The organism is Mesorhizobium sp. B1-1-5 (assembly GCF_006443065.1).
Taxonomy (GTDB): domain Bacteria; phylum Pseudomonadota; class Alphaproteobacteria; order Rhizobiales; family Rhizobiaceae; genus Mesorhizobium.
The window spans coordinates 1-13,903 of the sequence record NZ_VFWS01000034.1 but is presented as its reverse complement, the minus strand read 5'-3'; the positions used below and the strand labels follow the sequence as shown (position 1 = coordinate 13,903).

Annotated in this window: 13 protein-coding genes; 5 read left to right on the top strand and 8 right to left on the bottom strand. The window is 64.3% G+C overall.

What is annotated here, in order from left to right; all coding sequences use genetic code 11:
- Positions 1-54 precede the first annotated feature (54 nt).
- The 3 genes from FJ980_RS13585 to FJ980_RS13575 all read right to left on the bottom strand — a co-directional run bounded on the left by FJ980_RS13585 (position 55) and on the right by FJ980_RS13575 (position 3,181).
- Entirely contained in the window at positions 55-1,428 is a 1,374-nt protein-coding gene (locus FJ980_RS13585) for a glutamate--cysteine ligase (protein ID WP_140543438.1), read from the bottom strand.
- A 239-nt stretch (positions 1,429-1,667) separates the two neighbouring features.
- A complete protein-coding gene (locus FJ980_RS13580; protein ID WP_140543437.1) occupies positions 1,668-2,402 on the bottom strand; it encodes a 16S rRNA (uracil(1498)-N(3))-methyltransferase in 735 nt (244 codons plus the stop codon).
- A gap of 131 nt (positions 2,403-2,533) precedes the next feature.
- Positions 2,534-3,181, bottom strand: a complete 648-nt coding sequence (locus FJ980_RS13575) for a hypothetical protein (protein WP_140543435.1) — start codon at positions 3,179-3,181, stop codon at positions 2,534-2,536.
- A gap of 85 nt (positions 3,182-3,266) precedes the next feature.
- On the opposite strand from FJ980_RS13575, the gene FJ980_RS13570 reads away from it, so the two are divergent.
- Positions 3,267-3,965, top strand: a complete 699-nt coding sequence (locus FJ980_RS13570; RefSeq protein WP_140543433.1) for a type 1 glutamine amidotransferase — start codon at positions 3,267-3,269, stop codon at positions 3,963-3,965.
- 256 nt (positions 3,966-4,221) lie between these two features.
- Here the strand turns inward: FJ980_RS13570 and FJ980_RS34675 are convergent, their stop codons facing one another.
- Complete coding sequence (locus FJ980_RS34675) at positions 4,222-4,851, bottom strand: hypothetical protein (RefSeq protein ID WP_181181196.1); 630 nt, start codon at positions 4,849-4,851, stop codon at positions 4,222-4,224.
- On the opposite strand from FJ980_RS34675, the gene FJ980_RS13560 reads away from it, so the two are divergent.
- Both FJ980_RS13560 and FJ980_RS13555 read left to right on the top strand, forming a co-directional pair.
- Positions 4,835-6,022, top strand: a complete 1,188-nt coding sequence (locus tag FJ980_RS13560) for an isoprenylcysteine carboxylmethyltransferase family protein (RefSeq protein ID WP_181181195.1) — start codon at positions 4,835-4,837, stop codon at positions 6,020-6,022. The genes FJ980_RS34675 and FJ980_RS13560 overlap by 17 nt on opposite strands.
- 268 nt (positions 6,023-6,290) lie before the next feature.
- Positions 6,291-6,431: a hypothetical protein gene (locus FJ980_RS13555; RefSeq protein ID WP_095769965.1), complete on the top strand. Its 141-nt coding sequence runs from the start codon at positions 6,291-6,293 to the stop codon at positions 6,429-6,431.
- A gap of 146 nt (positions 6,432-6,577) precedes the next feature.
- On the opposite strand, the gene FJ980_RS13550 is transcribed toward FJ980_RS13555, so the two are convergent.
- From FJ980_RS13550 to FJ980_RS13535, 4 genes are all read right to left on the bottom strand, one after another.
- Complete coding sequence (locus FJ980_RS13550) at positions 6,578-7,657, bottom strand: helix-turn-helix transcriptional regulator (protein WP_140543427.1); 1,080 nt, start codon at positions 7,655-7,657, stop codon at positions 6,578-6,580.
- Between the two features lie 195 nt (positions 7,658-7,852).
- Positions 7,853-8,620, bottom strand: a complete 768-nt coding sequence (locus FJ980_RS13545) for a metallophosphoesterase (protein WP_140543425.1) — start codon at positions 8,618-8,620, stop codon at positions 7,853-7,855.
- Between the two features lie 58 nt (positions 8,621-8,678).
- The gene (locus tag FJ980_RS13540; protein ID WP_140543423.1) at positions 8,679-9,815 is read right to left on the bottom strand and encodes an alpha-hydroxy acid oxidase; all 1,137 of its coding nucleotides are present in this window, start codon (positions 9,813-9,815) and stop codon (positions 8,679-8,681) included.
- Between the two features lie 15 nt (positions 9,816-9,830).
- Positions 9,831-10,634: an FCD domain-containing protein gene (locus FJ980_RS13535; protein WP_140543421.1), complete on the bottom strand. Its 804-nt coding sequence runs from the start codon at positions 10,632-10,634 to the stop codon at positions 9,831-9,833.
- A 209-nt stretch (positions 10,635-10,843) separates the two neighbouring features.
- Between FJ980_RS13535 and FJ980_RS13530 the strand changes: the two genes are divergently transcribed.
- Positions 10,844-12,166 carry a DUF3422 family protein gene (locus FJ980_RS13530; RefSeq protein ID WP_140543419.1) on the top strand — a complete coding sequence of 441 codons (1,323 nt, stop codon included), beginning with the start codon at positions 10,844-10,846 and terminating at the stop codon, positions 12,164-12,166.
- A 161-nt stretch (positions 12,167-12,327) separates the two neighbouring features.
- Positions 12,328-13,824 (top strand): FAD-linked oxidase C-terminal domain-containing protein, encoded by a 1,497-nt coding sequence (locus tag FJ980_RS13525; protein WP_140543417.1) that lies wholly within the window; start codon positions 12,328-12,330, stop codon positions 13,822-13,824.
- Positions 13,825-13,903 lie beyond the last annotated feature (79 nt).

The window sequence follows — 13,903 nt, the reverse complement described above, 5'->3', positions numbered from 1 at the left end:
CATCACCGATTGAAGCGGCTTTTGGCGCCCAACCGCTCGGCGCATGCCGGACGGTTAATACGCATATTCCATGAACACCGGCTCGATCGAGCCGCCCCAGCGCGTGTGGTAGGCCGACAGCATCTCCTCGGCGCTGGTGGTGCCGCGCGCGACCACTTCGTCGAGCGTGTTGAGGAACGACGTCTCGTCATAGCCGTCGCGGTTCTTCTTGCCGCGATTCTTCAGGCCCGTGCGCGAGATGGCAAGCACGTCGCGGGCGACATCGCGCAAGGTGGCGTTGCGGAACGGCGCCGCGATGCCTTGCTCGGGCACGGCGTTGCGCATCGCCAGCGCTTCCTCGTAAGTCCAGCTCGCGGTCAGCGTCTCGGCGGCGTCAAGCGCCTGCTCGTCGTAGAGCAGCCCGACCCAGAAGGCGGGCAGGGCGCAGATGCGCCGCCACGGCCCGCCGTCGGCGCCGCGCATTTCGAGGAAACGCTTCAGGCGCACGTCGGGGAACAGGGTCGAGAGATGATTTGCCCAGTCGCCCATGGTCGGCAGGCCGTCAGGGAGTTCATTGCGGGCGGCGCCCGCCATGAACTGGCGGAAGGTGTAGCGCGTCATGTCGTGATAGTGGCCGTCGCGGATGACGAAATACATCGGCACGTCGAGCGCCCATTCGACATAATCGGCGAAGCCGAAATCGGGCGAGAAGCAGAATTCGAGCATGCCGGAGCGCTGGTTGTCGGTGTCGCGCCAGATGTCGCCGCGCCAGCTCTGCAGGCCGTTAGGCCTGCTCTCGGTGAAGGGCGAGTTGGCAAACAGCGCCGTCGACAGCGGCTGCAGCTTCAGCGACACCTGCATCTTGCGACGCATGTCGGCTTCGCTCTCGAAGTCGAGATTCACCTGGATCGTACAGGTGCGGTACATCATGTCGAGGCCCTTGGTGCCGACCTTCGGCATGTAGCGCGTCATGATCTCGTAGCGCGACTTGGGCATTTTCGGCGTGTCGGTCAGCGACCATTTCGGGCTGCCGCCGAGGCCGAGGAAGCGGATGCCGAGCGGCTCGGCGATCTCGCGCACCTGCGCCAGATGCGCATTGCCCTCGCGGCAGGTCTGGTGGATCGATTCCAGCGGCGCGCCGGAAAGTTCGAACTGGCCGCCGGGCTCCAGCGAGATCGCGCCCTGGCCAGTCGGTTCGACCAGGCCGATGATGCGGCCGGCATCCATAATCGGGTCCCAGCCGAGTTTTTCCCGCATTCCCTCGAGGATGGCGCGGATGCCGCGCTCGCCGCCATAGGGCACCGGCGCGTTGCCGTCGACATAGAAGGGGAATTTCTCATGCTCGGTGCCGATGCGCCATTTGTCACGCGGCTTGTTGCCGTCGGCCAGATAGCCGACAAGTTCGTCGACGCCTTCGATGAGCTGGGTATCAGTTGTGTCGCGCGCCATTAGAAAGCCCTCCGCAGCCATCAGCTGGCCGCCGGGCGCTAGATGGACGAAATGTCAGTAGCCGATCAAGCGAAAAATCCTGAGCCACGGCTCAACTGGATTTGATCTGCATGGCTCGCCTTCCCCTTCCCCTCGGGGACATTCCGAAACCCTCGCGCAAAACGCGCAAAACTGTTCGCGATGTCCTCGCACACCTGTTCGCGATATCCCCGGTCCAAACAAAGGGAGAAGGCAAGGTCCTACCAGTCGCCGATCGTCGCCTGGATCGCGGCAAGTGCGGCCACCGCCGCGGTGTCGGCGCGCAGGATGCGCGGCCCGAGCGGGATGGCGGTGACGAATGGCAGGGCCCTCAGCATCTTGCGCTCGTGCTCGGAAAATCCGCCTTCCGGACCGACCAGAAGCGCAAGTTTCTTCTCGTTTACCGCTTGCAAGGCCCGCAGCGGATTGTTGGTCGAGGCATCCTCGTCACAGAAGATCAGCCGCCGCTCCTTGTCCCAGTTGGCGAGCAGCCGTTCCAGCTTCTCCGCTTCGCGCACCTCAGGCACTGCCAGGATGCCGCATTGCTCGGCCGCCTCGACGACATTGGCGCGCAGCCGTTCGATGCCGGGCTTCGCCACTTGCGTGTGCTGGGTGATGACAGGCTGCAGTATGCCTGCGCCCATCTCGACCGCTTTTTGCACAAGGTAATCGAGCCGGCCCTGCTTCAGCGGCGCGAAGCAATAGACGAGGTCCGGCAGCGGCGGCTGCGGCCGCTGCAGTTCCAGCACCTTCAGCCGGACCGCCTTCTTGGACTTCGCGGTGACCGACGCCGACCATTCGCCGTCGCGGCCGTTGAAAAGCAGCACCTCGGCGCCTTCGCCGAGCCGCAGCACATGGGCGAGATAATGGCTCTGCTGCTGTCCGGCGTCGAATTCGAGGCCGGGTCCGAGATCGTCAGGCACGAACAGCCGCTGCATTTTGTAGTTGGCGCGCATGGCCCAAGCAGGTTCCGCAAAAGTGTCTCGCGGTTTTGCGATCAGAACCTGCGAAAAACAAGGGAATCTAAGCAGATATTCGTGGGACATCCCATGATATCTGCTTAGGACGAGCGAGGCCGGCTGCGGCATCAAATATCGGCGGTCGGATGCCAGACAGGCGCAAAGCCTTGCCGCAATACCGCAATGGTGGTCGCCGGCGTCAGCAGGCGCAGCGACCCGCCGGTGAGGCGATCGAAGGCGATGGGACTCGAATAACCCGCGAACGACCATCTGCGTGCCTTGCCGCCGCGCAGCGCATAGGCAGCGTCGCCCTGCGCTGCCACCGTTCCATCCGGCAAGCCTCCGAGCTCCGGCGCGGTCACGGAAGGCGGCCGTCCGCCGGAAGCCAGCCGCTCCTTGTGCAGCCGTTTGTCGACCATCGGCGCGCGCGGTTCGTCGATCCCGAACGCCTTGCCGAAACGGCTGACGAAGTCGGTCGCCCGTTCACGCCGGCAGAAGAAGCAGGGTCGGTGGCCGGCGGCCAGCGCCGTCACCTCGTCGAGGAAGAACAGCTCCGTCCAACCTGCCTTTCCGCCAGGCCGGTTGCGACCCATCGGCTCGCGCCGCACATTGCCGAATTCGCAGGCACAGATGATCCAGGCCGGCAAGGCCCAGCGCTTCCTCAGCAGCGTCTTCGTCTCGGGGTCATGGATGATGCCGCGATTGCCGGTGAACAGGCCGCGTTCCGGCACCGCGTGGATGGCGCCGAAGGGATCGACCCGGTTTTGCAGTGGCATAGCTTTCTCTCCGGCACGCATCTTGGCTGAAACACGGGCCGCATGATATCGCTCGCCCCAGCGTTTTCATGTCAGCAGGTTTTCGATGCGGGTTTTGGTCGTCCAGAATTTCGACAATGAGGGCCTTGGCCAGATCGGCGCTGCCCTTGTGGAAGCCGGCGCCGATATCGACCTGCGCAAGCCCTATCGCGGCGATACTCTGCCCGGCGACAGCACCGAGCACGATGCCATCGTGGTGCTTGGCGGCGCCCAGAACGCGCTCGATGACGAGATCTGCCCCTACTTCCCCGCATTGCTCGACCTGACCCGCGATTTCGCCGACAAGGACCGTTCGGTTCTCGGCATCTGTCTCGGCAGTCAGCTTCTGGCGCGGGCTTTCGGCGGCACCAACCAGATCGGCGGCGCCACCGAGTTCGGCTGGCATAAGGTGTCGCTGACGCAGGCCGCCAAATCGGATCCGGTCCTGGCGGCGCTGCCCGAGAAATTCCCGATCTTCGAATGGCATGACGACACGTTCGGCCTGCCGGAAAACGCCGTGCGGCTCGCCGGCAGCGCGATCGCCGAAAACCAGGCCTTCCGCCTCGGCCGCGCCGTCTATGGCTTCCAGTTCCACTTCGAAGCGGATACGCCGATGGTGCGCGACTGGAGCACCTCCTTCGCATCGCTGATCGGGGAACGCCATCCCGATTGGGCCGGCAAGCTTGATGACGAGATGGCCCGCAACGGGCCCGATGCCGACGCCGCGGGGCTCGCCATTGCCCGCGCCTGGGTGGCGACGATCTAAACGATCGAAACTGGCTGGAGTCATGCCAAAGCCGCAAATGACGTAACGCCGCACAATGGATCACGGGCCCTGGTCGTAACAGGGGGCCCTCCAGACTTGGCCGGTGTGAAAAAGTCCGGCGTAGTCGTCATATGACGACTGCGGAGTCTGTGATCCTGCCTTTCATTGGTTACCGGGTTCAAATCGAGCACGCGGAAGGCGTGCGCGAAGGCGCATGGAGGTATCCGGCTTGCGTGACAGGGCCGGAGTCTTTTGATCACCGCGGGCGGACCCTTGGGTAATTGCCTGGTGTCGCTCTTGAGGCAGGGGTTTTCATGCGGATTGTGGGGTTTGTCGTCGGATACGCGGTCGTTGCCGGTGGTGCTTGCGCGGCGGCCGCGCACGTCGCGAGCGATTTGCGGCAGTTGGTGAATTCGGCGGCGGGAGCGCCTGTGATCCATCTGGCCTCCTTCTGCGCGTCCCCCGGTCGCTGCGAATCCGGCGGCGGCAATGGCGCTGAGCATCGTCCCGCGAGGAAAAGCAGCGGCGGATCGAGCAGCAGCGGCACCTCGGGCGGGACGAGCGGCGGCACTTCCGGCGGGACGAGCAGCGGCACGTCCAGCGGGACAAGCGGCGTCACTTCCGGCGGGACGAGCGGCGGCACCTCGGGCGGGACGAGCGGGGGCACCTCCGGCGGGACGAGCGGCGGCACCTCCGGCGGAACCAGTGGTGGCACTTCCGGCGGCACGAGCGGCGGCACCTCGGGCGGCACCAGCGGCACCAGTGGCTGAGCCTTGCTGCACGATGCGAAAACGTTGCGATTGAGCGCCCTGGATGCGCCTCCGCGATCGGCAACCGGGGCGTGGAGCGGCATCGCCGGTCTTGCGGCCATGGTCGCGACGGTCATCGCACTGCGTTCGTGGCAGCAGCCGGACTACATCAGGACGCTCGCCGTTCTTGCCGTCGTCGCGCTCGCCATGGTGGTGGTCGACCTGCAGGTCTATCGGGTCCAGCACAACGCCTCGTCGGGCCTGTCCGCCGCGCCGCAGCGACCGTCCGATATAAGGCGAATCCTCTACAAGCTGGCCGGGCTGTGGCTCACCGTCGGCGTTGTCGCCGCGATCTACTGGCTGCTGCCGGTCTATTCCGATAGCTTTTACGATCCTTTCAAACAGGCGGCGCTCTACGGCCTGCCTGCGCTGGTGCTGCTTTCACCCGTCTACATCGCCTTTGTCGACCGCCTGCAGCGCCAGCCTGAGGACGCTTATGCCCAGCTGGGTCGCCTTGTCGCGGGCAACCGGCCAAGGGACTGGTCGATGCTAGCTGCGCACGGTCGAGGCTGGATCATCAAGGGCTTCTTCCTGCCGCTGATGTTCATCTACACCAACAATGACCTCGCCGCGCTCTGGGCACGCTCACCACTGGTGTCGATCGACAATTTCGAGCACTTCTTCTCCTTCGGCATCGACTTTCTTTATCTTGTCGACGTTCTCTTCGCGACCGTCGCCTACACGCTTACCCTGCGCCTGACCGACAGCCATCTTCGCTCGGCCGAGCCAACCGTCAGCGGATGGGTGATCTGCCTGTTCTGCTATCCGCCGTTCTGGAGCTCGGTCGGGGTCAAATATCTCGCCTTTGATCAGGACGACGCCTATTGGGGCCATTTCCTCGAATCTTACCCGCTGATCTACGGCCTCTGGGGCAGCATCATCCTAGCGTTGGTCCTGGTCTATACCTGGGCGACCGTCTCCTTCGGTCTGCGGTTCTCCAACCTTACCAATCGCGGCATCATCACCAACGGACCGTACCGCTGGGTCAAGCATCCCGCCTATCTCTGTAAGAACATCAGCTGGTGGATGATCTCGATGCCGTTCCTCAGCACCCAGGGCTGGACCGTAGCCGTGCAGTCGTGCCTGCTGCTTGCCGGCGTAAACGCCCTCTACTGGCTACGCGCCGTCACGGAAGGGCGGCATCTAGCGGCCGACCCAGCTTATCGAGAATACCAGGATTTCATCACCCGCCGCGGTCTGTGGGCAAGGATTCGGCGAGGCTTGCCCTGGGTTGAAAGAGTAGCCTGACCCGAAGCGTGGCATAATTGGCACGCGGCACCGGTTCCGCCTGGGGAAAACCTGCTTCATGCTTGGCTTGTGCTCGCCTGCCATCTTAGAAGGCGCCCGCCCTGTATCGTCCGTGCAACCGCGATGAACCTTCTGTGTGATCCAAGCGACACACCGGCGATACAGAATCTGCCTAGAAGCGCGAAATCGTCGAAACATTGAGACACATTTTATCGTTTCAACGCATTGGTAACCGCCTCGTGCACAGATGCAGAAAGCTCAACCAGAGATGACGTCCGTGAAAGCAGCGCTTTTGTCCTTTGTCATGCTGTCTGCCATCGTGCTCTGCGGCCTCGGCATTTATGCCGCCGATGCAGCGACAAACCACCGGGCCGTCGACGGCTACGGCGTCACCGCCTCGCTCAACTAGACCTGACCTCTCGGTTGAGGGGTGGATCTCCGCGTCGGGATCTGGCTTTGAGCAATTCCAGGAAAGTGTGAAACGGTTCCGTCCTGAATTGCGTCAAGACAAAGCGCGGTTCTGCGTTCGTGAAACGATGAACCGGTGCAGGCCGCTCACTGGACCAGCGGCCGCATCGTTTTCAGCATGGCGACGAGTTGGCTCTGCCGATGAGTGCCGGTTTTCTGGAAGACACGCTCGAGATAGGTGCGGGCCGATTTGACGGTGACGCCGCTGCGGCTTGCCGATTGCGCCAGCGTGAGGCCGGCGGCGAGATCGATGGCGAGCCGCGCCTCCGCCGGGGTCAGATCGAACAAGGCGTTGAGCAGGCTCGCCGACGGCACGAGCGCGCTTGGCTTGACCGGTGTCGCGACCACGAGGATGTCGGCATTGCCGAAGATGTCGTGCGCGGCGCGCCGCAGCGGCAAAAGATGTACGACGAACGGCGCCTGGCCACTGATCCCCGGCACGGGGATGGATCCGATCGCACTGCCGCGCCGGCTCATGTCGGCCACGGCCTCCTGAAACAGCCGATTGGCATCGCGGTCGGCGATCGCCAGTCCGCCATGGGCCACCGGCAGGAACGCCGCGTCCAGCCGATCGAGATGCAGGTTCGTTGCCATCACCCGTCCATTTGACGAAAGCACGGCGGCCGGCAAGCCAAGCAGATTGAGCGCTGAAGCGGTCGCTTCGGCGCGCTCGACTCTCAACCGCCCGGCGACCAGGCTGGCTCGGGCAAGATGAGGTCGCAGCCCGTCGAGCCTGTCGACCTCGCCATGCTTATAGCCGCCGTCCTTGGTCCATTTCTGGAACACGAATGTCGCGAGCTCGCCGGTCGGCATGGGGATAGCCGCGCACAGATGAGCGCCGATGCCGAATTGCCTCAGCATGATGCGGGCCGGATCGCGCTCGATCTCCTCGGCGCTCATGAAGTCGTCGACGCGCACGAAGCTTGCCGGCTGCAAGCTGCACATCTTCTGGACGCTGTCGCAGAACTTCCAGAAATCGCCCTTGACGAACTCGTCGAACAGCGGCCGCAGATTGTCGAGCGTCGTTCCGCGCGGCGGGCTGTCGTCGCTGAAGAAGAAGACCTGCGCGCTGGCCGAATTCGACTGCTCGCTCGCCTGCTGGAGCACCTGGTTCCACCGCTCCGGAACGAAGGCAGCCTCGTAGATGAGTTCAATCAGGTCGATCATGACTGCCGTGCAAAATCAATGCGAGCGTGACGGCTCAGGAAACGCGGAAAGAGCGGCTCAGTATCCGCCGCTGGTGTCTTGATCTCAAGCCGGCGCGTCCAATCTGTACGGGCGAGACCGATCTCGGCAACATGAAATTCATTGCCCGTATGGGCCAGTGGCGGCTTTCATTTGCCTGGCAATCCGTCGCAGCGCCTACAACGCTTTCCCCTGCATGACGAGGATGCGTTTGTCGCCGCCATTGACGGCCAGCGCGCTTAGCGTTCCGGATTTCCAGGCGAGCGTGTCGACATTGACGCGGTTGGCCTTCACCTCGGCTTCCGGGACGGGCGTGTGCCCGTGCACGATCACCTTGGAAAAAAGCCCTGGATGGTCATGGAAGGCGTCACGGATCCAGATCAGGTCCTGCTGGTTCTGACGGTCGAGCGGCACACCCGGTCTTATCCCGGCATGGCAGAAGAAGAAGTCGCCGAAGGTCGCCGAAAACGTCAGCGATTGCAGGAAATCGACATGGCTGCGCGGCACCGCTTTCACCAGGGCCATATGTCCCCGGGCGATCGCTTGTCCCTTGCCGTACCAGGGGCCGTCGCGAAGAAGATCGACGCCATAGGACTGCGCCGTCTGCACGCCGCCGTAATTCATGAACAGGCCGTCCGGCTCTGCCTCGGCTAGGAATTCGAGCATGCCGATGTCGTGGTTGCCGGCGAGCATGATGTTGCGCGGATCGCGCTTGCGCGTCTCGATCAGGAAATCGATGACGCTTCTGGAATCCGGTCCGCGGTCGACATAGTCGCCGAGATGGATGATGCGCCAGTCCGACCCGGGCGCATATTCCAGTTCGCTCTCGATGCGGCGATGCATGGCGGCGAGCAGGTCGTAGCGTCCGTGCACGTCGCCGATCGCGTAAAGCCGCATGCCGTCCGGCCCGCGCGCGTCGAGATAGTGGATGCCGGTCTCAGTCAAGCGTACGTCTTCCCGTGCGGTTCATCACGGGAAACTAGGGCGGATCGGTGAATAAGGCCTAGCGCCGCAACTGCTCCTTGCCCATGTCGGTTACCAAACGCTTACCGCACAGCGCCAGCGTGATGTCCATCTCCTTGCGGATGATTTCGAGCGCCTTGGTGACGCCGTCCTTGCCCATCGCACCGAGGCCGTAGAGGAAGGGTCGGCCGATATAGGTGCCCTTGGCGCCGAGGCAGAGCGCTTTGAGCACGTCCTGGCCGGAGCGGATGCCGCCATCCATATGGACTTCGATCCTGTCGCCGACCGCATCGGCGATTTCTTCCAGCACCGAGATCGAGGACGGCGCGCCGTCGAGCTGCCGCCCGCCGTGATTGGAGACCACGATCGCATCGGCGCCGGTCTCAGCCGCCATCAGCGCGTCCTCCTTGTCGAGGATGCCTTTCAGGATGAGCTTGCCGCCCCAACGCTCCTTGATCCAGGCGACATCCTTCCACGACAGGTGCGGATCGAACTGCTCGTTCGTCCAGGACGACAGCGAAGAGACGTCGCCGACACCCTTGGCGTGGCCGACGATGTTGCGGAAGGTGCGGCGCTTGGTGCCGGCGATCCCCAGGCACCAGCGCGGCTTGAGGGCAAGGTCGATGATGTTGGCGAGCGTCATCTTAGGTGGCGCGGAGAGACCGTTGCGTACATCCTTGTGGCGCTGTCCCAGGACCTGCAGGTCGAGCGTCAGCACCAGCGCCGAGCATTTGGCCGCCTTGGCCCTGTCGATCAGATTGAGCACGAAGTCCTTGTCGCGCAGCACATAGAGCTGGAACCAGAACGGCTTTTTGGTCACCGAGGCGACATCTTCGATCGAGCAGATGCTCATGGTGGACAGCGTGAACGGCACGCCGAACGCTTCCGCCGCCTGTGCCGCCAGCATCTCGCCGTCGGCATGCTGCATGCCGGTCAGCCCGGTCGGCGCGAGCGCCACCGGCATCGCCACCTTTTCACCGACCATGGCCGATTCCAGCGAACGGTTGCTCATGTCGACCAGCACGCGCTGGCGGAACTTTATCTTGCCGAAATCCTCTTCGTTGGCCCGGTAGGTGCTCTCCGTCCAGGCGCCGGAATCGGCGTAGTCGAAGAACATCTTCGGCACCTTGCGGCGTGCCAGGTCCTTGAGGTCGGCGATGGTGAGGATTTCGCTCATGGTTGTCCCCGCTGCTTAGGAGCGTTTGCGTGTGGGTTCGATGTCGCCGGAGTCCGAGCGCTGTCTGAGGCGCAGCCTGGACACGCGCTGCCACTCGCCGCTGCGCTCGGCCTCAGCCATCGAGCGCTCGACATAGGTGATGTGGTCCATCGCCGCCTTGCGCGCCGCAATTGGGTCTGCCGCCTTGATCGCGGCGTGGATCGCCCTGTGCTGCTCGAGCAGCGCCTCGCGCGCGCCGGGCACGCCGAACACCAGGAGCCTGTTCTGAAAGACGCCCTCCGACAGCAGCCGGTAGCAGGAACGCAGCGTGTGCAAAAGGATGATGTTGTGCGCGCATTCGCACACCGCGTGATGGAACTCGACGTCGATTTCCGCCTCGTCGTCGAAATCGCCGGTCCGGTGCGCCTCGTCCATGCGCGCCATGATGCGGTCGAGCAGGGCGAGATCCTCCGGCGTGGCGCGCCGCGCCGCGTATTCGGCCGCGACAGCCTCGATCTCGCGCCGGTATTCCAGATAGTCGGTCACCGCCTTGCGGTGCGTGGAGATGAGATCGGTCACCGGCTTGGTGAAAAGCTGGCCGATGACGTCGGCGACATGCGTGCCGCCGCCGGCCTTGGTCGTCAGCAGCCCGCGGCCTTCCAGCGCCTTCAGCGCGTCGCGCAGGATCGGCCGCGACACGTCGAACTGGCGCGCCAGCTCGCGCTCGCCGGGCAACCGGTCGCCGGTGCGCAGCACGCCTTCGAGGATCAGGCTCTCGATCTGCTGCACTACCTCGTCGGCGGTGCGCGAATGCTCGATCCTGGAGAAGATGTCGCTCAACGGAAGGGTGCCTGGGAAACGGGACGGATGCGGCGCAGATTAAAGCCTCTGTCGCCAACTGGTCAAATTATTTATCCAATTCGTCCAGCCCGTCGCATAGCCGGCCGCGTGCCAACCGGCCTGGATGCAGATATTTGCTGTTTACGCGTCCCGCCGATTGCCGCAAGACGGCAGGGTTCGCACGAAGGTCGAAACCAGGGGGACCAACCGTGTCCGACGAGATGTCCAGTCTCGAATTCCAGCCGCGCGCCCAAGGCAGCGTGATGGGCTTTCCGGCGCATGAGGGACGGCCCGGCGCGCTGGGCGAGGTCCATGCCCGCCCGCATCCGCTGATCGAGAAACCGCGCGTGCTCGTCCAGCTTTCCTTCATGACCGAGGGCGGCACTGCGGTCGATCATGCCGTGCTGTCGGAACTGTCGCGGCGGCTGGGCATCGCCGCACCCGAGCGCAATGCCCGCCACCATGCAATGAAATGGGGCAAGGGCACGCTGCGCTGGGAGCGCCATACGGAGTTCTCGACCTATCTCTGGGAAGGGCCGCTGGCCGAGAACGGCCGGGGGCAGGAGGACTCGCCCTTCGGCAATGGCTTCTCGCCACCCGGCACCGTAATCTCCGGCATCCGCCTGGAAATCCGCAAATGGACGCAGGCGAGCGAAAGGCTGATCGCCGGCTTCGACCCGACCAGCCTGTGCTATTCGCTGGTCGAGCGGGGCGCTGCCGCCATCATCACCGATTTCCGCCAGGACGGCGACGGCCTGACCCGCATGCTGGTGCTCGATCGCGGCCTGACGCCGGCCAGCACCGGCGCCCTGTCGCAGCGGCTGATCGACATCGAGACCTATCGGACGTTGGCCATGCTTGGCCTGCCGATGGCATTGACGCTGTCAGGCCGCGCCCGTCGCATCGAGGACCGCCTGGCGCAGACCACGCTGGAAATGAAGGCGGTCGAGACCCGCGACAGCCAGACCTTGCTCGCCGACCTCACCGAACTCGCCGCCGAGCTCGAGGCCGATGCCGCGTCCAGCCTCTATCGCTTCGGCGCCAGCCGCGCCTATGACGGCATCGTCACCGCGAGGCTGGAAGCGCTGGATGAGGAGCCGGTGCAGGGCTATGACACCTGGGCGGGCTTCCTCTTGCGGCGCATGGCGCCGGCCATTCGTACCTGCCGCTCGGTCGAGGAGCGCCAGGCCAACCTGTCGCGAAAACTCACCCGCGCCACCACGCTGCTGCGAACCTGGGTCGATGTCGATGTGGAGAAGCAGAACCGCGACCTGCTGGCCTCGATGAACAACCGCGCCCGGCTGCAACTGCGCCTGCAGCAGACCGTCGAAGGCCTGTCGGTCGCCGCCGTATCCTATTATGTCGTCGGCCTCATCGGCTATTTGGCCAAGGGCGCCTCGGTCTTCGGTCACGCTTTCGCGCCCGAAGTGGTCACCGCGGCCTCCGTGCCGGTCGCCATCCTGCTCGTCTGGTGGGGCGTGCGCCGGGTGCGGAAGATGCATTCCGAGCCGGCGAAGCATCCGGGCGAATAGCGGACAACCATCTTCACGCGCGGGTCTGTCCGCAGCGGCAGATTGCCGCTGCGGAAGCTTGGCGTTACGCTTGCCGCCGCGTGTGACCAAAGCAGCATTTGCAACAAAAACGTCAGGCTGGTAAAAGATTTTGACCAGTCAAAAGCGGATGAGGCTGCCCGATATCCGGCCTAGCCATGCCCAAGCCAGATGCCGAAACGATGCGCCGGCGCGCCGAGATCGTCGCCGACATGCGCATCATCGTGCCGGGCGAGGGCGTCGTCGACGCGGCCAATGAAATGCGCGCCTTCGAAAGCGACGGCCTGACCGCCTACCGGCAGCTGCCGCTGGTCGTGGTGCTGCCGCAAACGGTCGCCCAGGTCTCGCGCGTGCTGAAATACTGTAACGAGCGCAACATCCGCGTCGTGCCGCGCGGCTCCGGCACCTCGCTGTCGGGCGGCGCGCTGCCGCTCGAGGATGCGGTGCTGCTGGTGATGAGCCGCTTCAACCGCATTCTTCAAATCGACTATCCCAATCGCGTCGTCGTCGCCCAACCGGGCGTCACCAATCTCGGCATCACCACCGCCGTCGAGCAGGAGGGCTTCTATTACGCCCCTGATCCATCCTCCCAGATCGCCTGCTCGATCGGCGGCAATGTCGCCGAGAATTCCGGCGGCGTGCACTGCCTGAAATACGGGCTCACCGCCAACAATGTGCTGGGCATCGAGATGGTGCTGATGAACGGCGAGGTGGTGCGTCTCGGCGGCAGCCATCTCGACCAGGAAGGCTACGACCTGCTCGGCGTCATGACCGGTTCCGAGGGCCTGCTCGGCGTCGTCACCGAGGTCACCGTGCGCATATTGAAGAAGCCGGAGACGGCGCGCGCTCTCTTGATCGGCTTTCCGACCAGCGAACAGGGCGGTCAATGCGTCGCCGACATCATCGGCGCCGGCATCATCCCCGGCGGCATGGAGATGATGGACCGCCCGGCGATCCACGCGGCCGAGGATTTCGTCCATGCCGGCTATCCGCTCGACGTCGAGGCGCTGCTCATCGTCGAGCTCGACGGGCCGAGTGTCGAGGTCGACCACCTGATCGGCCTCGTCGAGGCGATCGCCTACAGGAACGGCTCGACCACCTGCCGCATCTCGCAATCCGAGCAGGAGCGGCTGAGCTTCTGGGCCGGCCGCAAGGCGGCCTTCCCGGCGGTCGGCCGCATCTCGCCTGACTACTACTGCATGGACGGCACCATCCCGCGCAAGGAACTGCCGAGGGTGCTTGCCGGCATGCGCGACCTTTCGCAGAAATACGGGTTAGGTGTCGCCAATGTTTTCCACGCCGGCGACGGCAACCTGCACCCGTTGATCCTCTACGACGCCAACGTGCCGGGCGAGCTGGACAAGGCCGAGAGCTTCGGCGCCGACATTTTGCGCCTTTGCGTCCAGGTCGGCGGCGTGTTGACCGGCGAGCATGGCGTCGGCGTCGAGAAGCGCGACCTGATGCCGGAAATGTTCAACCAGATCGACCTCGACCAGCAGATGCGGGTGAAATGCGCCTTCGACCCCAACCACCTGCTCAACCCCGGCAAGGTGTTTCCGCAGCTGCGCCGGTGCGCGGAGCTGGGGAGGATGCATGTGCATCGCGGGCAGGTGGCGTTTCCGGATATTCCGAGGTTTTGATGGGGGCTAATTTCGCATGACGGCGTTCCTTCGCCCCCCTCTCTGTCCTGCCGGACATCTCCCCCTCAAGGGGGGAGAT

Bases quoted from the DNA above. Each gene is read 5' to 3' on its own strand.
- FJ980_RS13585 (WP_140543438.1), bottom strand. From the start codon at position 1,428: ATGGCGCGCGACACAACTGATACCCAGCTCATCGAAGGCGTCGACGAA.
- FJ980_RS13580 (WP_140543437.1), bottom strand. From the start codon at position 2,402: ATGCGCGCCAACTACAAAATGCAGCGGCTGTTCGTGCCTGACGATCTC.
- FJ980_RS13575 (WP_140543435.1), bottom strand. From the start codon at position 3,181: ATGCCACTGCAAAACCGGGTCGATCCCTTCGGCGCCATCCACGCGGTG.
- FJ980_RS13570 (WP_140543433.1), top strand. From the start codon at position 3,267: ATGCGGGTTTTGGTCGTCCAGAATTTCGACAATGAGGGCCTTGGCCAG.
- FJ980_RS13560 (WP_181181195.1), top strand. From the start codon at position 4,835: ATGGTCGCGACGGTCATCGCACTGCGTTCGTGGCAGCAGCCGGACTAC.
- FJ980_RS34675 (WP_181181196.1), bottom strand. From the start codon at position 4,851: ATGACCGTCGCGACCATGGCCGCAAGACCGGCGATGCCGCTCCACGCC.
- FJ980_RS13555 (WP_095769965.1), top strand. From the start codon at position 6,291: ATGACGTCCGTGAAAGCAGCGCTTTTGTCCTTTGTCATGCTGTCTGCC.
- FJ980_RS13550 (WP_140543427.1), bottom strand. From the start codon at position 7,657: ATGATCGACCTGATTGAACTCATCTACGAGGCTGCCTTCGTTCCGGAG.
- FJ980_RS13540 (WP_140543423.1), bottom strand. From the start codon at position 9,815: ATGAGCGAAATCCTCACCATCGCCGACCTCAAGGACCTGGCACGCCGC.